This window comes from Variovorax endophyticus (assembly GCF_025376855.1).
GTDB lineage: Bacteria > Pseudomonadota > Gammaproteobacteria > Burkholderiales > Burkholderiaceae_C > Variovorax.
The window spans coordinates 239,833-260,610 of sequence record NZ_JAHUTH010000002.1; the positions used below are offsets into that span (position 1 = coordinate 239,833).

Annotated in this window: 15 protein-coding genes; 5 read left to right on the top strand and 10 right to left on the bottom strand. The window is 70.2% G+C overall.

Annotation, left to right across the window (positions count from 1 at the left end):
- Positions 1-5 precede the first annotated feature (5 nt).
- The 7 genes from KV106_RS03855 to KV106_RS03885 all read right to left on the bottom strand — a co-directional run bounded on the left by KV106_RS03855 (position 6) and on the right by KV106_RS03885 (position 9,275).
- Positions 6-1,619 carry a patatin-like phospholipase family protein gene (locus tag KV106_RS03855; RefSeq protein ID WP_261206227.1) on the bottom strand — a complete coding sequence of 538 codons (1,614 nt, stop codon included), beginning with the start codon at positions 1,617-1,619 and terminating at the stop codon, positions 6-8.
- 276 nt (positions 1,620-1,895) lie between these two features.
- Positions 1,896-3,542 (bottom strand): ankyrin repeat domain-containing protein, encoded by a 1,647-nt coding sequence (locus tag KV106_RS03860; RefSeq protein WP_261206229.1) that lies wholly within the window; start codon positions 3,540-3,542, stop codon positions 1,896-1,898.
- 148 nt (positions 3,543-3,690) lie between these two features.
- Positions 3,691-4,236: a nucleotidyltransferase family protein gene (locus KV106_RS03865; protein ID WP_261206231.1), complete on the bottom strand. Its 546-nt coding sequence runs from the start codon at positions 4,234-4,236 to the stop codon at positions 3,691-3,693.
- Positions 4,237-4,312: 76 nt separating this feature from the next.
- Positions 4,313-6,688, bottom strand: coding sequence for a TonB-dependent siderophore receptor (locus KV106_RS03870; RefSeq protein ID WP_261206233.1), 2,376 nt, complete (start codon positions 6,686-6,688; stop codon positions 4,313-4,315).
- Positions 6,689-6,790: 102 nt separating this feature from the next.
- Positions 6,791-7,753, bottom strand: coding sequence for a FecR domain-containing protein (locus KV106_RS03875; protein ID WP_261206235.1), 963 nt, complete (start codon positions 7,751-7,753; stop codon positions 6,791-6,793).
- Between the two features lie 5 nt (positions 7,754-7,758).
- Positions 7,759-8,244: a sigma-70 family RNA polymerase sigma factor gene (locus tag KV106_RS03880; RefSeq protein WP_261206237.1), complete on the bottom strand. Its 486-nt coding sequence runs from the start codon at positions 8,242-8,244 to the stop codon at positions 7,759-7,761.
- Between the two features lie 131 nt (positions 8,245-8,375).
- Positions 8,376-9,275, bottom strand: a complete 900-nt coding sequence (locus KV106_RS03885) for a LysR family transcriptional regulator (protein WP_261206239.1) — start codon at positions 9,273-9,275, stop codon at positions 8,376-8,378.
- A gap of 93 nt (positions 9,276-9,368) precedes the next feature.
- On the opposite strand from KV106_RS03885, the gene KV106_RS03890 reads away from it, so the two are divergent.
- The 4 genes from KV106_RS03890 to KV106_RS03905 all read left to right on the top strand — a co-directional run bounded on the left by KV106_RS03890 (position 9,369) and on the right by KV106_RS03905 (position 15,869).
- A complete protein-coding gene (locus KV106_RS03890; RefSeq protein ID WP_093346351.1) occupies positions 9,369-10,145 on the top strand; it encodes an enoyl-CoA hydratase-related protein in 777 nt (258 codons plus the stop codon).
- Positions 10,146-10,185: 40 nt separating this feature from the next.
- Entirely contained in the window at positions 10,186-11,157 is a 972-nt protein-coding gene (locus tag KV106_RS03895) for a Bug family tripartite tricarboxylate transporter substrate binding protein (RefSeq protein WP_261206243.1), read from the top strand.
- Positions 11,154-12,344 carry a CaiB/BaiF CoA transferase family protein gene (locus tag KV106_RS03900; protein WP_261206246.1) on the top strand — a complete coding sequence of 397 codons (1,191 nt, stop codon included), beginning with the start codon at positions 11,154-11,156 and terminating at the stop codon, positions 12,342-12,344. The genes KV106_RS03895 and KV106_RS03900 overlap by 4 nt, the downstream gene beginning before the upstream one ends.
- Positions 12,345-12,638: 294 nt before the next feature.
- The gene (locus tag KV106_RS03905; RefSeq protein WP_261206248.1) at positions 12,639-15,869 is read left to right on the top strand and encodes an amidohydrolase family protein; all 3,231 of its coding nucleotides are present in this window, start codon (positions 12,639-12,641) and stop codon (positions 15,867-15,869) included.
- 40 nt (positions 15,870-15,909) lie between these two features.
- Here KV106_RS03905 and KV106_RS03910 read toward each other — a convergent pair whose 3' ends face one another.
- Positions 15,910-17,352: an N-acyl-D-amino-acid deacylase family protein gene (locus KV106_RS03910; protein WP_261206250.1), complete on the bottom strand. Its 1,443-nt coding sequence runs from the start codon at positions 17,350-17,352 to the stop codon at positions 15,910-15,912.
- A complete protein-coding gene (locus KV106_RS03915) occupies positions 17,352-18,344 on the bottom strand; it encodes a Bug family tripartite tricarboxylate transporter substrate binding protein (protein WP_261206252.1) in 993 nt (330 codons plus the stop codon). Before KV106_RS03915 ends, KV106_RS03910 begins: the two co-directional genes overlap by 1 nt.
- A 95-nt stretch (positions 18,345-18,439) precedes the next feature.
- On the opposite strand from KV106_RS03915, the gene KV106_RS03920 reads away from it, so the two are divergent.
- Entirely contained in the window at positions 18,440-19,345 is a 906-nt protein-coding gene (locus KV106_RS03920) for a LysR substrate-binding domain-containing protein (protein ID WP_261206255.1), read from the top strand.
- Between the two features lie 9 nt (positions 19,346-19,354).
- On the opposite strand, the gene KV106_RS03925 is transcribed toward KV106_RS03920, so the two are convergent.
- Positions 19,355-20,545: a hypothetical protein gene (locus KV106_RS03925; protein WP_261206256.1), complete on the bottom strand. Its 1,191-nt coding sequence runs from the start codon at positions 20,543-20,545 to the stop codon at positions 19,355-19,357.
- Between the last annotated feature and the right edge of the window lie 233 nt (positions 20,546-20,778).

Below are 20,778 nucleotides of genomic sequence, written 5' to 3' on the forward strand. Positions count from 1 at the left end.
TCGCGCTAGCGAGCGGCCGACAGCTGCTGGTCGCCCGGCGGCAGGAAGCAGAACGCCATCGGCCTGTCGTGCTCGTAGTCCAGCGGCACCCCGTAGCAGTCCTCGGTGTGGTCGATCTCGACGCCGATGCAGATGGGCACGTACGAGTCCGGATTCACGCTCGGCACGTCGGCGGGCGCGGCCTTGTTCTGGATGAAGAAGTAGCCGAGCTCCTCGGTCGACACCAGGCTCCAGAGCTGGCGGTCCCGTGCGGCGTCCTGGCGCGCCTGGACGATCAGCTTCGGCGCGACGCCGGTATCGCCGCCCGACAACGTCATGACGAAGCCCGTTCCCATCGCCGTCTCCAGGTACCACCAGTCCTTTTCGGTGGAGGGCACGAACTTCCAGAGCTGGTTCTTCACGCTCGGGTCCGTCATGGGTTTCCGGCTGTAGGCGATGACCTGCGCCCCGGACGCACTCGATGCGTCCTTGATGTCGAGCACGCGAACGATGTTGCCTTTGTGGCGGATGAAGAACTCCGTCTTCAGCGGATCGATGTGGCTGGCCTTCTGCGCCGCCGTCTTCGCGGGCGCCGACGAAGAGCGGCCCACGGCCGGGCCTGACGCCACCACGTCCCGCTTCCAGTAGGCATCGATCAGCGCCAGCGCGCCCGTGATGTCCACGCTGTTGCCATGGCGCTGCAGCAGCGAGAGCGCCTGGTCGTTGGTCGAGTTCTCGGGAATGACGCACGGCAGCCTCGGATTGAGGTTCACGTAGCGGTCGCCCAGCAGCATCTTGGCGATGTTCGGCATGAGCTCCGTGGAAGTCCCGTTGAGGCTCATGTCCAGCACCGGCGACGCGCCCTTCTGGTTCATGAGGAAGGGCGTGATGTTGTCGAAGGGGTTGCCGTCGCCATTCATCCACTGCGAGGCGCCCCAGTCGTGGGTATCGCTCTGCAGCCAGTAGGGCATGTAGCCGGTTCCGATCGTGATCGCGGCGATCTGGTCGAGCGTGTAGCCGTTGCGCACCGCGAGGGCGATCGCGGCGACCGTGGGGTCGTGGTTGAAGAAGGCGCCATCGACATTGCCGTTCATCGAGCCGAGCTGCCCCGGCATGGCGCCGCTCGAGGTCGCCGCATGCGCGATCAGGGTCTCGGCATTGCCCTCGAGGCCGTCGAGCCTGTCCCGCTCCGTGCCGAGCATGTTGGTGAACATCATCGGCTTCCACGGGGTGGGCATCATCTTGCCGTCGTGCTGGTCCGGCTCGACGCCGCCGACATTGAACGAGACGAGCAGCACGTCGTGCCGCGCATTGGCGATCGGTGTCGTGCCATGGAGCTCCTCCTGGCTGGCCAGCACCTCGTCGATCGAGTAGGCGGGCTTTCTCGGATCGGGATTCATGGCGTTGTAGAAACTCAATTCCTTGCCGGTGAACAGCTTGATCAGATGCTCGGGCTTCTTGCCCGCCAGCAATTCGCTGCTGATGATCGCGCCGGTCGAGCAGCCCGCGAACATCTTGGTCTGGTCCAGCAGCGCCGTGTCGGCGTTGTACAGGCGCTGCAGGATGGTGGCCGACAGCAGGCCACGGATACCGCCACCGACAAACGAGATGATTGTGTAGAAGCCAGGTTTAGTCGACATCACGAATCTCCTTTGAGTTGACCCCAATTGGGGAATCGCAGTGTCGATTTCCGATATTGGATTTGCACCTTACTTTTTCTTGCAACGGCCCTTCGAATACCGCTGGCTCGCGCCTTCGATGAGGACAAACGTATAGCTACGGATTCCGGTGAAATTGCGTGCAATTGCCTCTGGCATTCGCACGCGAAATCTATTTCAGCGAGCTATCGGGTGTAAGAAGTTTCTAATAGCCGCTCTTTCGGAAAGGGCCATCTCGTTCCCGATCTTCGTCACTCATCAGGGCGTCGCGGCGAGCAGGAATTCCGTGACCTCTTCCGAGAATGCCTTGCGCGTCCCGTCGATCAGCACCGTATCGGCACTGGCCGGATCGGGTTGCGCGGTCGGCATGCCATGCGCGACCAGGGCCTCGGCGCAACCCAGCCAATCGCCGCCCTCGACGGGCTGGTTGTACGAGGCCCATGACAGCGAGCCGATGGCGTTGTCGCCATAGCCGTGCGTCTCGGTCCAGCTCGCGCCGTGCTCGAGCAGGAAGCGCGCGAGCGCGGCATCGCCACGGAACACGGCCTGGTTCAGCGCCGAGGCATCCCAGTCGCCGCCGCGCGCGGCGATCGGCCAGCCGCAGCGCACCATGGTCCGCACCGCATCGCCGCAGCCTTCCTGCGCCGCGAGTTCGGACAGGAGGCGAAGCTGCGATTCCGACAGCGTGTCGACGAGGCCGGGATGCGCGGCCTGCAGCGCGCGGGCGGCCGGTTCGTCGGCGCGCGCGCAGGCCGCGATGAAGGCTTCCTGCGGCGCGTCCTGTGCCTCGCCACCGGTGCCTTCGAGCAGGCGCGCCACCTCCACCAGCCCGAAGCGCAACGCCAGCGTGCGCGCATCGATGCCCTCGCGCGTGCGCGCCGAGGTATCGGCACCCGCGGCCAGCAGGGCCTCGATGTGGGCCGGCGAACGGCGACGGCGAATCGCCCACAGCAACGGCGTGCCCCACTCATTGGTAGGCGCGCTGCCGGCGCTCTCATTGGGATCGCCGCCATGCGCGAGCAACAGCTTCAGCGCCTCGACATCGTCGAGGTCGAGCACGCGGTAGAGCGCGTTGGTGCCGGTCACGCGCGCGCCCGCCGCGAGCAGCAGCGCGGTGCAGGCGCGGTTCTCGAGCGAGTGGTAGAGCGACTCGTTGTCGTCGGGATCGGCGCCGGCATCGAGCAGCAGCCGCGTGGTTTGCGGATCGCGTTGCTGGCCGGCCGCGCCGTACAGCGCCGTGAGCCGCTCGTCCTCGTTCGGCGCGGCCAGCGAGGCGGGCGGCCAGCGGTTGCCGATGGACTGGTCGGCATCCGCGCCGGCTTCGAGCAGCAGGCGCACGCAGGCGCGCATGCGGTCGCGGTACGCCGGCAATTGCAGGAAGGCCGAGTGCGTGACGGCCACCAGCGGCGGCAGCTTCAGCGGCCCGCCCGCGCGGTGCACCCACGCGGGGTCGCGCGCGATCGCGGCGCGCAACGCGGCCTCGTCGCCGACGGCGCAGGCCAGCCAGGGATCGTCGCCGAGCAACCGCGGCGTCTCGGCGAGCAATCGCTCGGCCACCGCGGGCCGCGCTGCGTTGTTGCCGCCGGCCACGTCGCCCGCATAGACCAGGGCCAGCCAGTGCCGCAGCGCCCTCGCGGGATCGGCCACGGCGGCCTGGCGCGCGAGCACAAAGCCTTGCAGGTCGGTCCAGGAGACGAAGCCGTACTCGCGCGCGATGCACGACTGCGCGTCGTGCAATCGCAGGTCCATGGCGACGATGGCCGCGTCGCTCCTCGCGGCCGCGGCCGGCAGGTGCGCGCGAAACCGCGCGATGGCCGCCGCGTCGCCCTGGCGGTAGGACGACAGCAGCGTCTTGGCTTGCTTCTTGAGATGGCCCAGGTCGGGCCGAGGGGGGATGCGCTTCACAGGAACCTCCGTGCATCGACGCCGAAGACCCGCAAATTCGGCTGCACAAAGGACTGCTGGTTGCTCAGCGTGCGAAGGCAAGTGGGTTCAACCCTTCCCGCGGGCCCGGGCGCGGCTTGCAACCGCGGGCCGCATGTTAGCGCATCGCTCAGGGCTCGATGCGAAGCCAAGGCCAGCGTGCGCGGTACGAGGCCGCCTTGCGCTCGAACAGTTCGCGGTGCGGCACCAGCGGATTCATCGTGAGCACGCCCTCGTACAGCAGCTCCAGGCCGTTCGGCGCATAAAGCTCGCCGGGCCGCACGCCGACGCAGGTGGCGGGCACGAGGAAGCGGTCGATGCCGTCGCGCGCGCTGTGCAATGCGTCGTAGCGCTCGCCGAAGTGCGACTCGTACCAGAGATGCACGCGCGCCTGGTTCGCCACCTCGACCTCGATGCCGAGGTCGCCGAGCAGCGCATCGGCACGCGCCTGCACGCGCGCCTCGCCGGCCTGGCTCAGGTCCTCGGCATCGAAGTAGAACAGGTCGTAGTCCTTGATCCGCGCTTCCGGCGCGTCGCCCGAGCGCAGGTTCCAGACGGTCTGGAACAGGCAACCCGCGACCAGCCAGCCGTCGGGCAAGGCCAACGCATCCCAGCGCTCGAGGATGGCGCGGTTGTTCGGGTTGCGGCGGATGTCGTCGAGGAAGCGGTCGTGCATGGAAAAGCGGGGAATCGGCTGCGATCGGAAGCCCGGCATTCTGCGCCGTCCTCGCGCCCCGTATCCGCGCGCGACCTCAATAGCTCGCGCGCAAGGTCAGCCGCACATTGCGCGGATCGCCATACACGCTGTAGAAGCGCGAAGGCAGCCGCGCGTAGTAGACGCGATCGAACAGGTTGTGCACGTCGAGCGTCAGCGACAGGTTCCTGTTGAAGCGGTAGCCGACCTGCGCATCGGCCACGGCATAGCCGCCCTGCACGGCCGCGCCGCGGTCGGTCTTGCTGACGGCGCGCACGCCCAGGCCCACATGCAGGCCCGCGACCGAAGGCTGCTGGAACTCGTAGCGCGTCCAGAGCTTGACGGTGTGCTTGGGCTCCTCGCTCGAGAAGGGCTTGCCGGCGTTGCTCGGGTCGTCGGCATAGCGCGTGTCGAGCCGGGTGTAGCCCGCGTAGAGGTCCCAGCCGCGCGCGAGGCTGCCCGAGACCTCGGCCTCCCAGCCCTTGCTGCGGACCTTGCCCTCGGCGACGAAGAAGCCGGGGTTGTCGGGATCGGTGACGGCGCGGTTGCGGTCCTCGATGCGGAAGGCGGCCAGCGAGGCGTTGAGGCGGCCGTCCATGAAGCTGCCCTTGGTGCCGATCTCGAACTGCTGGCCCACGCGCGGCAGCAAGGCGGCATTGCCGACCGCGAGCTGGGTCTGCGGAATGAAGATGTCGCTGTAGCTGCCGTAGAGCGAGATGTCGGGCCGCAGTTCGTAGACCAGGCCGCCATAGGGCGAGAACTTGTGATTCACGCCACCGGCATCGCGTTTCCACGTGCCGGGCGTGGGCAGCAGCGTCTGGCTCTCGCTCTGGTAATGGCTCACGCGGCCGCCGAGCACCAGCGTGAGCGGGTCGGCGAGCCGCAGCCGCGTCTGGCCGTAGAGGCCGCTCTGCTCGCTGCGCGTGTTGCTGCCGAAGCGGAACGGGATCGGGCGGTCGGGGACGTAGAGGTTGTAGATGTCGACCTGCGGGATGCCGACCGAGCCCGAGAGCGAGGTCTCGTCGCGCTTCGAGTGGTTGGCGCCGATCAGCAGGTCGTGCTTGCGGCCCCACAACTTGAAGCTGCCCGCGAGGTTCAGGTCCAGCCCCTGCCAGGTGGTCTCGCCGCTCTGCGCCTGCAGCGTGTAGGCCGCGCGGTTGTCGAGGCGCACCAGGCCGTTGATGTAGCCGTAGCGCGAGTCGCCGTCGATGCTGCGCCGGATGTAGGCGGCCTTCGCGACCCAGTCGTCGTCGAAGCGGTGCACGAACTCGGCATAGACCTCCTTGGCGGTGCCCGAGCTGCCGCTCCAGTCGGTGCCGAAGAAGGTCTTGCGCGGCGCGTTGAGGAAGCTGCCGTTGGTGTAGGTGCCCGGGCCGTAGTCGATGCCGCGGTCGTGCTGCGGCTGCACGCTGCCCGACAGGCTCAGCGTCGAGCGCGGACCGAGGTCGGCTTCGACGATCGCATAGCCCAGCGTGTGGCGGCTCGTGCCCTGGGTGCGGAAGCTGTCGCCGCCCTCGGAGGACAGCAGCGCGCGGCCGCGCACCGTGCCGGCCTCGTTGAGCGGACGGCTGATGTCGATCTCGCCGCGGTGCTGGTTCCACGAGCCGGCCGACAGCAGGCCCGAGATCGCGGGCTCGGCCAGCGGCCGCTTGCGCACCAGGTTCACGGTGCCGGCCGGCGTGCCCGATCCCTGCAGCACGCCGGCGGGGCCGCGGAACACCTCGACGCGGTCGTACATCGAGAGGTCGAACTGGCGCAGGTACTGGATGCCGTTGTTGAACGGCAGGCCGTCGTACTGCACCTCGGAGGCATAGCCGCGCGACTGGAAATAGGCCGTGCCGTCGCCGTAGGGAATGGCCGTGACGCCGACGGTCTGGCGCAGCGCGTCCTCGACCGTGGTCATGTTCTGGTCGTCCATCTGCTGGCGCGTGATGACCGAGACCGAGTTCGGCACGTCCTTCCACGGCGTGGGCGTCTTGCCGGCCACGGTCACGGCGCGGGCGGCATAGGAGCCGCTGCCTTCGGTGAGCGCGCTGCGCTCGCCGCGCGCGGTCACCACCACGGGGGCCAGGCCGCCGTCGCCCGATGCCGCGGCGCCATCGGCGGCCGCCTTGCGCAGGCGGTAGTTGCCGGGCGCGACCGGGACCGCCTCGAGGCCGCTGCCTGCCAGCAGGCGCCGCAGGCCCTGCTCGATGCCCTGGCCGCCTTCGAGGCCGGGCGAGCGCAGGCCCTCGGTCAGCGCGGGATCGAAGGACAGCGTGATGCCGTTCGCGCTCGCGAAGCCGTAGAGCGCCTGGCTCAATGGCCCGGGCGCGATGGCCTGGGTGGATGGCGCGTCGGCGGCCCGGGCGATGGCGGGCGGCAGCGCGGCGGCGAGCGCCGCGGCGAAGGCGATGGCGGTGAAGCGATGGCGCGAAGCGAAGGGGGAAGGCATGGCGGGTCCGGTCGACAAGTCGGTGAAAAGGTGTTGCTTTCTGACTTGTCGAACGAGCGCAGAAAAAGGGACACGCAGCGCCGCGACGCGCGCGCGCCGCCCTTACCCCGGTGCGCGCGCCCCGACCGTGACCCAGTAGCGCGTGCGCGTACGGACCTGCACCGGCAGCGTCTGCGCCAGGGTGGCGAGCACCTGGTCGGTGTCGGCGACCTGGAACACGCCCGAGATGCGCAGGTTCGCGACCTCGGGTGCGCAGTGCAGCACGCCGGAGCGGTAGCGCGAGAGCTCGGCGAGGAAGTCCTCGAGCCGTTGCCGGTCGGCCACCAGCGCGCCCTGCGACCAGGCATCGGCACCGGCCGCGATGGCGCGCGGCGTGCCGGCGGCGTCGCGCGTGAAGTCGACCTCCTGGCCGGCGCGCACGACGACGCGGGTCGCGTCGGTTGCGCGCGGCGCGATCTCGACCGCGTGCTCGAGCACCGCCACGCGCGTGCGCTCGTCGCCGCCGCGCACCGTGAAGCGCGTGCCGAGCGCGCGCACCCGGCCCTGCGCGGTCTGCACGAAGAACGGCCGCGCGGGCAGCCCGGCGGCATGGCCGGTCTCGACCAGGATCCGGCCCGCGCGCAGCAGCACCAGCCGCTCGCGCTCGTCGAACACCACGTCGGCCGCGCTGCCGGTGTCGAGCAGCAGCCGGGTGCCATCGGCCAGCACGAAGCCGCGCCGTTCGCCGACAGCCGTGCGGTACTCGGCGGCGAGCTCGACGCCCCAGGTGCGCCAGGCCAGCCAGGCGGCAGGACCGCCGGTGGCCAGCAGCACCGTGGAGCGCAGCAGCACGCGGCGGCGCAGGCGGCGCGCGCTCTCGAGCGTGGGCACGCCGAGTCCCGTCGGCACGCGACCGAAGGTGCGCGCCAGTTCGTCGGCGGCCTGCCAGGCGCGTTCGTGCTCGGGCGCCTGCGCGCGCCAGGCATGCAGGGCGCGGTGCCCGGCCTCGTCCATCTCGCCGGCATGCAGCTTCACGAGCCAGTCCGCGGCCTGCAGCACCACCGGGTCGGCGCTGCGCGGGCGCATGGCGTTCAAAGCATCGAGGCGATGCATTGGGCAAAACCCGCGCGCATGTCGCGCTTGACGGTGCGCACCGACACCTCGAGGCGCTGCGCGATCTCCTCGTAGCCCAGGCCCTCGAGCTGGGACAGCAGGAACACGGTGCGCGTGCGCGCGGGCAGCGCGTCGAGCATGGCGTCGATGCGGTGCAGCGCCTCGATCACGAGCAGGCGGTCTTCGGGCGAGGGCGCCAGCGGCTCGGGCATGGCGGCCAGTTGCTCGAGGTAGGCCTGCTCGAGCGCGCGGCGGCGGAAGTGATCGACCAGCAGCCCGTGCGCGACGGTGCGCAGGTAGGCGCGCGGCTCGTGCAGCTGCTGTGCCTTCGAGGGCGCGGCGACCAGCGCGAGGAAGGTGTCGTGCGCCAGGTCGGCCGCATGGTGGATGTCGCCGAGCTTCCTGCGCAGCAGGGCCTGGAGCCAGCCGTGGTGGTCGGCATAGAAGGCCTCGACGGCTTGCATTGGAGTGGCGCGCGGGCCCATGGCGACGGTGTCTACACAAGAGAGGGCGCGAGGGCCCTACGATGCAAATGAGAACTATTATTATAAACAGACACCTGACACCGGCGGCATCGAAGCGCGCGAGCGCCCGCTCACTTCAGCAACGGAAAGCTCTGCGGCAACACCGCGAGCCAATGCCGCGCGGCCACCGACAGCCGCGTGGTGCGGCGACGGATCAGCGAGATCCGGTGGCGGAAGCTCGCGAGGTCGGAGATCGCGATTCGCCGCATGCCCCACTGCTGCGCGATGTCGGCGGCATAGCCCGGCACGATCAGGAAGCCGGCGCCCTGCCGCGCGAAGCCCAGCGCCGCCGTGAGCGAACCGACCTCGATGTGGTTCTCGAAGCGCAGCTGCGTGCGCGCGAAGATCTGGTCGAGCGTGCGGCGGATGCTGTAGGAATCGCGCAGCGAGATGTAGTTGTAGGGCAGCAGCTCCGCGGCCCGGATCGAACGCCGGCGCGCGAGCGGATGCGCATCGTCGACGATGGCATACATCGCGTCCTCGATCGCCACGGTGGCCTCGAGGCCGCTGATCTCGGAATCCGTGGCGCAGAAGCCGATGTCCACCACGCCCGAACGCACGCGGTCCAGCGTCTCGTCGGTCGAGCATTCGTGGATCTCGAAGTCGATGCCGGGATAGCGCTGGCGGTAGCTCGCGATCGGCCCCGCGAGCAGGCCGTAGTGCATCAGCGGCGAGGCGGCCACGCTGACCTTGCCGCGCTCCAGCGTGATCAGCTCGGTGATGCTGCGCTTGGCGGTCGCCATGGTGGCCGTCACGTCCTGGGCGAACTCGAAGAACTCGCGCGCCGCATCGTTGGGCACCACGGTGCGCGTGGTGCGCTCGAACAGGGTCATGCCGAGCTGGTTCTCGAGCTCGGCGACCATCTTGCTCGCCGCGGACTGCGAGATGTGCAGGCCGTTCGCCGCCACGGTGAAGCTGCCGGCCTCGTAGACGGCGAGGAAGACCTGCAACTGGCGAAAGGAGATATTCATTCCATCTTCTACTGAATGCAGTAGAAAAATTCCATTGTGGCATGGGACTTCGCCGCGCAAGATGCGCCGGCTCACACAGACCAGAGACATCCCATGCATCCCTCCGACACCCGTCCCCAATGCCATGTCGCCCGCACCGCCGAAGGCGTCGTCACGGTCCGTTTCGACAACGGCCGGCTGAACCTGCTGACCGGGGACGCCGCCCACATCTACGCCGACACGCTGCAGGAACTGGCCGCCGACGAGACCACGAAGCTGCTCGTGATCCGCGGCGGCGACAGCGCCTTCCTCGGCGGCGCCGACATCAAGTTCCTGAAGGACGCCTCCAGGCGCGACATCGATGCCTACATCCGCAGCGTGTGGCGGCTGTGCGAGACCATCCGCGACATCCCCTTCGCCACGATGTCGGTGATCTCGGGCTACTGCCTGGGCGCCGGCATGGAGGTGGCCGCCGTCTGCGACATCAAGCTGGCCGCGCGCGACGCCAGGTTCGGCATGCCCGAGGTCAAGCTCGGCGTGCCCTCGGTGATCCACGGCGCGATGCTGCCCGGCATGATCGGCGCCACGCGCACGCGCGACCTGCTGCTCAGCGGACGCATCATCCCGGCCGCGCTGGCGCTCGACTGGGGCCTGATCACCGACGTCGCGGGCGACGATGGCCTCGATGCCGCCCTCGCGCACTGGCAGGCCGAGATCGAGGCCAACGGCCCGCTCGCGATGCGCATCCAGAAGAAGCTGATCCGCGACTGGGAGCGCATGCCGCTGCAGGAAGCCATCAACGTCGGCATCGCCGGCCTCGTGAGCGCCTACGACAGCGACGAGCCCAAGCGCTACATGGAAGCCTTCCTCGCGAACCGCAAGCGCCGCTGAGACGGCACCGGCGAGCCCACGAGACATCCAAGGAGACACCATGAAATTCAAGCCCCTGCGCCGCGCCCTGTGCGCCCTGTTCGCGCTGCCCTTTGCCCTCGGCGCCGCGCATGCCGACGACTATCCCTCGCAACCGCTCACGCTGGTGGTGCCCTTCGCGGCCGGCGGCATGACCGACATCCTGGCCCGGCAGCTCGCGAAGACGGTGCAGGAGAAGCTGCGGCAGACCGCCATCGTCGACAACAAGCCCGGTGCCGGCGGCGTGATCGGCGCGACCCGGGTCGCGCGCGCCAGGCCCGACGGCTACACGCTGCTGATCACCACCACGGCGCACGTGGTGAACCCCTCGATCACCAAGAACCTGCCCTACGACACCGAGAAGGACTTCGCGCCCATCGCCATGCTGGCGCGCACGCCCAACGTGCTGCTGGTGAACCCGTCGCTACCGGTGGCGACGGTGCCCGAGCTGCTGGAGTACGCGCGCAAGAACAAGGGCGTCACCTACGGCTCCTCGGGCACGGGCGGCACCACGCACCTGTCGGGCGAGCTGCTCGCGAGCCGCACCGGCGCGCCGCTGATCCACGTGCCCTACAAGGGCACGGCGCTCGCGGTGAACGACCTGCTCGGCGGCCAGATCCAGGCCTCCTTCGTCGACGGCCTGAGCGCGCTGAAGTACGTGAAGGCCGGCAGCCTGCGCGCCATCGGCGTCTCGACGCGCGAACGCAATCCCGCGCTGGCCGAGGTGCCGACCATCGCCGAGCAGGGCGTGCCCGGCTACGAGACCGAGATCTGGATCGGGCTCTACGCGCCCGCGGGCACGTCGCCGGCCATCCTCGAGAAGCTCAATGCGCTGGCGCTGCAATCGATGGGCGAGCCCGCCTTCCGCAAGACGCTCGACGAGCAGGCGACCACGCCGGGCACCATGGACGTGGCCGCGACGCGGCGCTACGTGGCGAGCGAGATCCGCAAGTGGGGCGACATCGTCAAGAAAGCCGGCATCGAGGCCCAATGACGACCGCCGCGACGCGCAACGCCGGACTGCCGCTGTCCGGCATCCGGATCCTCGACCTCACCAGCGTGATCATGGGTCCGTTCGCGACCCAGATGCTGGCGGAGTACGGCGCCGACGTGGTCAAGCTCGAGCCGCCCGAGGGCGACATCATGCGCGAGATGGGCCCGCACCTCGAGCCGGGCATGGGGCCGGTCTACCTGAACCTCAACCGCGGCAAGCGCAGCGTCTGCCTGGACCTCAAGCAGCCCGCCTCTCGCGAGGTGATCGCGCGTGCCGCGCAGGCCAGCGACGTGTTCGTCACCAACATGCGCAAGAAGGCGCTCGCCAAACTGGGGCTGGACTGGGACACCCTGCGCCGCCACAACCCGCGGCTGGTCTACGTCTTCCTGGCCGGCTTCGCCGAGCACGGCCCCGACGCGGGCAAGCCGGCCTACGACGACCTGATCCAGGGCATGGTCGGACTGCCGGGCCTGGTGGCCCGCGCGGCGGACGGACGCCCGCGCTACCTGCCGCTCAACATCGCCGACAAGACGGTGGGCCTGTACGTGGTGCAGACGGTGCTCGCCGCGCTGCTGCAGCAGCGCCGGGCCGAACAAGGCCAGTACATCGAGGTGCCGATGTACGAGACCATGGCCTCCTTCATGCTCAGCGACCACCTGGGCGCCGCCACCTTCGCGGCCAACGATGCCGCGCTGGCCGGCAACCCGCGCCTGCTGTCGGCCTACCGCCGGCCCTACCGGACGGTCGACGGCTGGATCTGCACCATCGTCTACACCGACCGCCACTGGGAGTCGTTCATGCGCCTGGTGGGCGACGGCGAACTCTGGGACCGCGATGCGCGCTTTCGCAGCATGGCGAACCGCACGAAGCACATCGATGCCGTGTATGCCTATGTGGAAAGCCGGCTCGCCACGCGCAGCACCGCAACCTGGCTGCAATTGCTGGTGGACGCGGATATTCCCGTGGCCGCTTGCCCCGAGCTCGGCGAATTGATCGATTCGCTGGAGAAAGCCGAGCGCGGCGTCGTGCATCGTTACCAGGATGCCGAAGGCCGCTGGTACCGGGGCCTGTCGCCGACCGTGCAATGGACGCGCACCCCGCTGGCCGCCGGCGCGATGGCGCCGCGCCTGGGCGAGCACACCGACGAGGTGCTGCGCGAGTGGATGGGCGTGGCGGCTCCGCTTTGATTCCGCCCTCTCCTTGAATTGGCGCGCGTCATCGCGCCAATTCATTGCGCCATTGCAGCATCGCTGCGCGCAATTCATCGATCCCAATTGGCAACGCCCTTCGCGAATGCCAAACCCTCATGGCGCCATGCAAAAAAATCGACCCGCGCCAAGGCCGATGCACGCCTGTACAGAGGGCCAGGGTAAGTAATCGGTAAGGAAGATTTCCAACACTGGTTTCGACATTGGCGATCGCGCCGATGTGCAGATCGGCCGCATCCGCGGACCGCAATAACACCTCATTGGAGACAGACCATGAACAAGCGCCATGCAGCGTTGGCTTCGTCACGCCCGTCGTTTTCGCATCCCTCTTCATCGCGACCGCGGCGCCATGCGCTGGCGGCCGTTGCCGTGGCCGCGTTGCTCGCCACGGCCTGCGGCGGCGGGGGTGGTGGCGGAGGCGGCTTCCTGCCGATCGCGGGCGGCGGCGGCCCGGGCGGCGGCGATGGCGGCAACAACGAACCGCCCGTGAAGATCCAGGCACTGAGCACGCTGCAGGGCAGCACCAAGGACGTCGCGATCGAGTTCCACGAGGGCACCAACATGGCGGCCGCGCCCTCGCCCGACGGCCAGCGCGTGGCCTTCACCGCGCAGGGCGTGCTGTGGGTGGTGCCGATCGCCGGCGGCAAGGCCACGCGCATCACGGGCTGGGACATGGAGCCGACCTCGCCCGTGTGGTCGCCCGACGGCAGCAGCATCGCGTTCCAGAACTACGATGCCGAAGGCAACTTCCACATCTGGACCGTGCGGCCCAATGGCGCGGACCTCACGCGCATCACCAGCGGCCCGTTCGACGACCGCGAGCCGGCCTGGACGCCCGATGGCCGCACGCTGGTCTTCGCCTCCGACCGCAGCCAGGACCGCCAGTACAAGATCTGGCAGGTGGAGCTCGGCTCGCGCAAGTACTCGGCGCTCACGCAGGGCGCGGGCACCGAGAGCAATCCGGTGGTCTCGCCCGACGGCACGCAGCTCGCGTTCGTCAGCGCGCGGCGCATCTTCACGCAGCCGATGGGCAGCACCGAGGCACCGAAACTCGTCGGTGCCGGCGTGCTGCCGGTGTGGCTGCCCGACGGCTCGGGCCTGGCCTACCAGGGCACGACCAAGTCGATCGTGGTCGCCGGCAAGGAGGTGGTGGCGCCCAACGAGGACATGTTCGCCTTCCCGCCACGCTGGCTGCCCGGCGGGCGCTTTCTCTACACGGCCGACGGCAAGATCAAGATCCGCAACGCGGGCGGCGACGGCCTCTCGGAAGTGCCGTTCAGCGCCACGCTCGAGGTGCGCCGTCCGGTGTTCGCCAAGTCGCGCGAGCGCGGCTTCGGCGTGCTCGGCGACCAGCCGGTGCGCGGCATCAGCAGCCCGGTGATCTCGCCCGACGGCCGCCGCATCGCCTTCGTCGCGCTCAACGACATCTGGGTGATGCCGATCGGAGGCACGCCCGTGCGCCTGACCAACGACAAGGACCGCGACGGCAATCCGCAGTTCACGCCCGACGGCAGCGCGGTCTACTTCTCGACCGAGAAGGGCAACGGCGGCGCGCTCGCGATCGACCGCATCGACATCGCGAGCCGCGCGCGCACGCGGCTCGGCGCGCAGACCGGCAAGTCGATGGTGATGCCGAAGATGTCGCCCGCGGGCGACCGCATCGCCTACACCACGGGCTCGGGCACGCTCGAGGTCTGGGACATCGCCTCGAAGACCGCGCAGAAGGTGGTCGAGGCGGTGGGCTCGCAGATCAGCACGCCGCAGTGGACGCCCGACGGCAAGAGAATCGTGGTGGTCGACAACGACTCGGTCAGCAGCCGTTCCTTCGAGGGCTACAACAAGCTGCGCGTGATCGACCTCGGCACGAAGAGCGGCACTTTCTACCCGGTGGGCGACGCGCCGCGCCAGATCTCGGACCGCGAGGAAGGCGCGGCCGTGGTCTCGCCCGACGGCAGCAAGGTGGCCTTCGTGATGGACTCGGTGCTGCACGTGATGCCGCTGAAGGCCGACGGTTCGCCCGACGGCCCCGCCAAGGCCATCACCACCGAGGCCGCCGACCTGCCCTCGTGGGCCGGCGACTCGCGCACCCTGCTCTACAAGGCCGCCGACAAGCTCAAGACCATCGGCGCCGACGGCGCGGGCGCGACCGAGGTGCCCGTGAGCCTGACGTGGAAGCAGGCGGCGTCCCAGGGCACGACCGTGGTGCGCGCGGGCCAGCTGTGGAGCGGCAAGGACGGCCAGTTGCAGAACGACGTCGACATCGTCATCAAGGGCAACCGCATCACCGCGATCCAGCCGCACGACGAGGCGGTGGCCAAGGCCGCGGACAAGTACGTCGATGCCTCGGGCCTCACCGTGATGCCCGGCCTGTGGGATGCCCACTCGCATCCGCTGACGCTCTACCAGGGCGGCCAGTACGGCCAGGGCTCGGCCTCGATGCTGGCCTACGGCGTCACCTCGACGCAATCGGTCGGCGGTCCGCTGCACCAGAGCATCGAGATGCGCGAGGCGCTCGAGGCCGGGAACCTGCTGGGTCCGCGCCTGTTCGTCTCGCCGCCGCTGTGGGACGGCAACCGCATCACCTGGAGCTTCGCGCGCAGCGTGCGCACGCCCGAGGCGGCCGACCTCGAGATCGCGAAGGTGCGCACGCTCGGCGTGGACTACCTCAAGGCCTACATGCGCGCACCGATCCCGCTGATGCACAAGATCGCGCAGGCGGCGCTCGACATCGGCATCCCGAGCGGCACGCACAACCTGTCGCCGGGCGCGGCCTCGGGCCTGGCCGAGACCACGCACCTGTCGGCACCGCAGCGCCTGGGCTACGGCTGGTCGCGCTCGGCCGGCGGCACCACCTACCAGGACGCCTACGACCTGCACGGCAAGGGCGACTTCCGGCTGATCCACACTGCCCTGTTCGCCTATCCCTTTGTCGGCGCGGACCTGACCGGCGGCGACCGCTTCGAGCTGCTGACCTCGCCGAACTTCCTCGATGTGCTGCGCAGCAATCCGCAGCCGCCGACCGAGGCGGCCGTGGCCAGCGCGCGGCTGCAGGAGGACCAGGTGAGCAAGCTGCGCACGGCCGGCGCCATGATCGCAATCGGCACCGACTCGCCGCTGGTGCCGCCGGGCATCGCGCTGCACAACAACATGCGCGCCGCCGCGCTGACCAACTCGAACCTGCAGGTGCTGCAGGACGTGACGGTCAATGCCGCGCGCATGAGCCTGGTCGACAAGGACCTGGGCACGGTGGAGGTGGGCAAGCTGGCCGACCTGGCGATCGTGCGCGGCAACCCGCTGCAGGACCTGAAGGCCGCGGCCGACGTACGCTACGTGGTGAAGAACGGCGTGAGCTACTCGCTCGCGGAGATCCTCGCGCCGTTCCGCACCCCGGCCGCGCTGGCCGAGCGGCGCAGGACGGTGCTGGCCTACCAGCGCCTGTGCCGGACCACGCCGCACGAATGCGGCGAGGTCGCCAGCGGCTATGGGCATGACCACCACCACTGAGGTGGAACGCGGCCGGAGGGCGGGGCCGCGGCCCCGCGCTTCAGCCGCGGCGCAGCACCATGCCCGCGTGCGCGTCCATCAGCACGCCGTGCGCGACGGCCACGCGGCCGTTGACCAGCACGGCATCGATGCCGGCGGGCGCGGCCAGCGGATCGTCGTAGCTCGCGCGGTCGGCGATGCGCGCGGCATCGAAGACCACGAGGTCGGCCGCGCAGCCCGCCGCGATGCGGCCGCGGCCCGCGAGGCCGAAGCGCGCGGCCGGCAGGCCGGTCATCTTGTGCACCGCGGTCTCGAGCGCGAACAGATTCAGGTCGCGTGCATAGTGGCCCAGCACGCGCGGAAAGGCGCCCCACAGCCGCGGGTGCGGCTGCACGTCGTTCGGCAGTCCATCCGATCCGACCATGGTGCCGGGCGCCGCGAGGATGCGCTGCACGTCGGCCTCGTCCATCGAGAAGTAGACCGCGCCGGCCGGGCAGAGGCGCTGCGCGGCCTGCTCGAGGCCCAGACCCATCTCGGCGGCGATGTCCGCGAGCTCGCGCCCGGTGTGCTGCGGCATCGGCTCGGACCAGGTGATGCGCACGCGCGCCGACTGGCTCACGCGCGCGGGAATCAGCAGGGTCGAGGAGGCGGCATAGGGATAGCAGTCGATGCACACCGGTTGCCCCTGAGCGGCCCGCGCGAGCAGGTGCAGCGTGGACGCGGAACGCCCGTGGTTCGCCAGGCCCGTGAGCTTGTGGTGCGAGATCACGAGCGGCACGCCGAGCGCGCGGCCCACGCCGAGCGCCTCGTGCAGCGCTTCGTCGATCGCATCGGACTCGTCGCGGATGTGCATCGCGATCAGGCCGCCGTGCGCGCGCAGCGGCGCGCCTACCGCCGTCATCTCGTGCGCCGTGGCGGCGCGCGCGGGCGCATAGAAGACGCCGGTCGACAGGCCGATCGCGCCTGCCTCGAGCGCCTCCTCGACCTCGCGCGCCATGGCCGCGGTCTCGGCGGGCGTGGCGGCGCGATCCAGGTCTCGCACATGCTGCGCACGCAGCGTGGTGTGTCCGACCAGGAACGCAGCATTGGTCGCGGGACCGATCCCGCGCACCGCCGCGAGGTAGTCGCCGAAGCGCGCGAAGCGGCGATCGTCGCGCCCGATGAATTCGCGCAGCGGCGGCGGCACCCGCTCGAAGGGAATGCGCAGCGGCGCCAGGCTCCAGCCGCAGTTGCCGGCCACCACGGTGGTCACGCCCTGCATCAACTTCGGATGGCGGTCGGCGGTCGGCTCGAGCAGCAGCCGGTCGTCGTGCGCATGCGCATCGATGAAGCCCGGAGCGACGATGCGGCCGCGCGCATCGATGCGCCGGTGCGCGGGCACGGCGCGCAGTTCGCCCAGGCGCTCGATCAGGCCACCGCGCACGCCCACGTCCTGCCGCACGCGCGGCGCCGCGCTGCCATCGATGACGTCGCCGCCCTCGATGACCAGGTCGAGCGGCGGCATCAGTCGACGCGGGCGTTCGCGCGCCGGATCACCGCGGCCCACACCGGCGTCTCGCGCCGCGCCAGCTCGAACAGCCGCTCGGGCGCCCCGCTCGCGGTCTCGAGCGACAGCCGCGCGAGCCGCTCGCGCACCTCGGCGTCGCTCATCATCGCGTTGAACTCGGCATTGAGCCGCGCCACCACCTCGGCGGGCGTGCCCGCCGGCACCACCACGCCGCCCCAGGCCACGCTCTCGTATCCCGGCACGCCGGCCTCCTGCACCGTCGGCAGCGCCGGAAAGAGCGGCGAGCGATGAGCCCCCGTGACCGCCAGCGCGCGCACCCGGCCCGAGGCGATGAAGGGGCTGATCGAGGACAGGTTGTCGAACATCACGTCGACCCCGCCGCCGATCAGGTCCTGGATCGCCGCCAGGCTGCCGCGGTAGGGCACGTGCAGCATGAAGGTGCCGGTCATGCTCTTGAACAGTTCGCCGCCCAGGTGGCTGGTGGTGCCGTTGCCGGCCGAGGCCAGGGTCAGCCGGCCGGGATGCGCGCGCAGGTGGGCGATCAGTTCCGCCACGGTCTTCACCGGCAGCTCGTTGCGCACCACCAGCGCGTTCTGCACGAAGCCGGTCATCGCGACCGGCGCGAGCTGGCGATCGGGGTCGTAGGGCAGCCTCGCGTAGAGCGACTTGTTGATCGCGAGCGTGCCCACGTTGGCATAGCCGATCGTGTAGCCGTCGGGCGCCGCGCGCGCCACTTCGGAGATGCCGACGATGCCGCCCGCGCCGGGCCGGTTCTCGATCACCACCGCCTGCCCGAGCCCCTTGGCCAGCGCCGCGCCCATCACGCGGCACAGCAGGTCGGGCGCGCCACCCGCCCCGCCGGGCACGACGAAGCGCAGCGGCCGCTCGGGGTAGGCGGCGGCGCGCGCGCTGCGCCAAGGCCCGGCCGCCAGCGCGGCCGCCGACAGCAGCGCGCGGCGCCGGCCGCGATCGATCCCGGTCTCCAACATGGCCTGCATCCTTCCAGAAAGCACGATGCCCGAGGATCGACGCCCGCGGCGAGCGCCACAATCGAAAATAACTCCTGCTCGCATGCAAAAAGCTGATGCCGCTTCGCCTCCCCTCCACCATCGCGCTGCAATGCCTGGAAGCCAGTGAAAGGCTGGGCAGCTTCACGCGCGCCGCCAAGGCGCTCAACCTCACGCAGGGCGCCATCAGCCGCCAGGTCATCGGCCTCGAGCAGCGGCTCGGCGCGCAGTTGCTCGAGCGCCGGCGCGAATCGCTGGTGGCCACGCCCGCGGGACAGGCCTACCTGGCCGAGGTCCGCCCCCTGCTGCTGCGGCTCGAGCGCGCCACCACCGACATCGCGCTGCACCAGGGCCGCGGCGGCCGCCTGCAGCTCTCCGCCCCCTCCTCGTTCTGCAACTACTGGCTCGCGCCGCGGCTGTCGGGTTTCGTGAACGCGCATCCGCACATCACGCTCGACCTCTCGACCTACCTCGGGCCGGTCGATTTCACCGCGAGCCGGATCGACGCGGCCATCATGGTGGTGGGCGCGTCGGTGCCGGGCCTGCATGCCATCCCCGTGCTCGACCTGACCGTGCGGCCCTATGCCAGTCCTGGCCTGGCGGCGCGCTGGAGCGGCGACGATTTCGCCACCGTGCTGCGGCAGGCGCCGCCCGACCTCACGCTGATCCACAACAGCTCGCTGCCCGGTGCCTGGGCGCTGTGGCTGCGGCAGGCCGCGGGGGCGGACGAGGTCCTGCCCGAGTTGCATGCGGGTCCGAGCTACGACCTGCTGTCGATGTCGCTGCATGCGGCGATCGCGGGCATCGGGGTGGCGTTGCTGCCGGCCTTCATGGTTCGGGCGGCGCTCGATGGGGGGCAGCTGGTGGCGCTGTCGGACATCGAGTCGGCGACGGGGCGGTCGTATCAGCTGTGCTATCCGGAGCACAGTGCGGGCTTGCCGGCGCTTGGGCAGTTCACCGACTGGCTGCGTCAGGCGGATTGAGCCGGCGCGCTACGACAGTGCGTCGAGCGCCGCGCGCTCGCGCGCCAGTTCCTCCTCGAACCAGCGGCAGAAACACTGGCGCAGGCGCTGCTCGCTGGCGCCGAACTGCGCCCGCGCCCGGTCGATGCGCTGCGAACGCAGCGGGCCGGCTGGGCTCGCCACGGCCTGTAGCCGGTAGGCCGTGCCCAGCGTCAGTTCGAGCGTGGGTGCCAGCGGCGGCAGCGGCTGCAGCGAGAGCGCGGTGCCGGCGCGCTGCAGTGCAGCGATGGCGGCATCGAGCCGCGCCGTGTCGGGCACGCCCGTGTCGGCGCGCAGCGACTGCTCGAGCACGTCGACCATCGCGCGCTGCCGATCGAGGTTCGTACGCAGCAGGCAGAGGCGATCGCCCTCGACGCCATGGATCTGCCATTGGCCACGCGAGGTTTCGAGCCCGCGGTAGATGACCTCGGGCAGGCCGATGCCCCGGTTCGCGGGCAAGGCGATGAGCTCGGCCTGGCGGTCGAAGCCCTGGCGCAGCAACGCTATCGCCTGCAGGCCCTCCTCGCCGCGCACGAGGGTCGCGAGGTCGTAGAGCATCTTCGTCAGGGCCTGCAGATCGGCCTGCTGGATCTCCGGCGTCGCGCTCGCATCCGCCGCCGCGCGCTGGCTCGCGACCTGCGCCCTCAAGGTGGCGCCATCGCGCTCCAACAGCGCGAGCTGCGCCACCAGCTGGCGATGAAAGCGCTCCATCGAGCGCAGCCCCTCGCCCTGCTCGACCGTGCCCGCCGAGCGCAGCAGTTCGCTCGACCGCGCCACCGTCTCGCGCAACAGCGCGCGTCCGGCCTCGCCGCCGAGGCCGTCGGCCTCTCGGTGCGCGGCGGCCACGAGCGTCGCCCGCAGGCTCAGTTGCGAAGGACTGCTTCGGTTGGTATCGGGCGGCAAGGACTTCGCGTATTGCCGGCGCGCGGCCGCATGCAGCTCGAGATCGCGCGCGTAGGTCGCGAGCAGCAGCTGCGCGAACCATGTGACGCGGTACATGCTTTCTTCGGACGGCGTCTGCTGGAAGTAATCGATCGCGCGCCGGAGATAGGCCGGGGCGGCTTCGGCGGCGCCGATGCGCAGCTCCAGCAAGGCCTTCGCCATCGGGAGCGTGGGAACGCCCGGCGGGAGGATGCCGCGCTGCAGGTCCTCGAGGCCGCGGCGCGAGATCTCGTCGCGCATGGGCGCGCAGACGGCACGGACCGGCTCCGCCGCCTTGCCCCCGATCCTGAACGGGGCCTCCTGCGCGCCCGCGGGTCCGCACAGGGCCAGGCCCATGGCAATCGGCAGGGTGGCACGCCGCGCGGCCGCAGCCCACGTCGCCAGGGCCGGAAGTCTCGATCTCGTCATGCAGCCGATATACCCGAGCACCGCGTCAAGCCCATGAATGCCCGCCGACGAACCGGCGCGAGGCG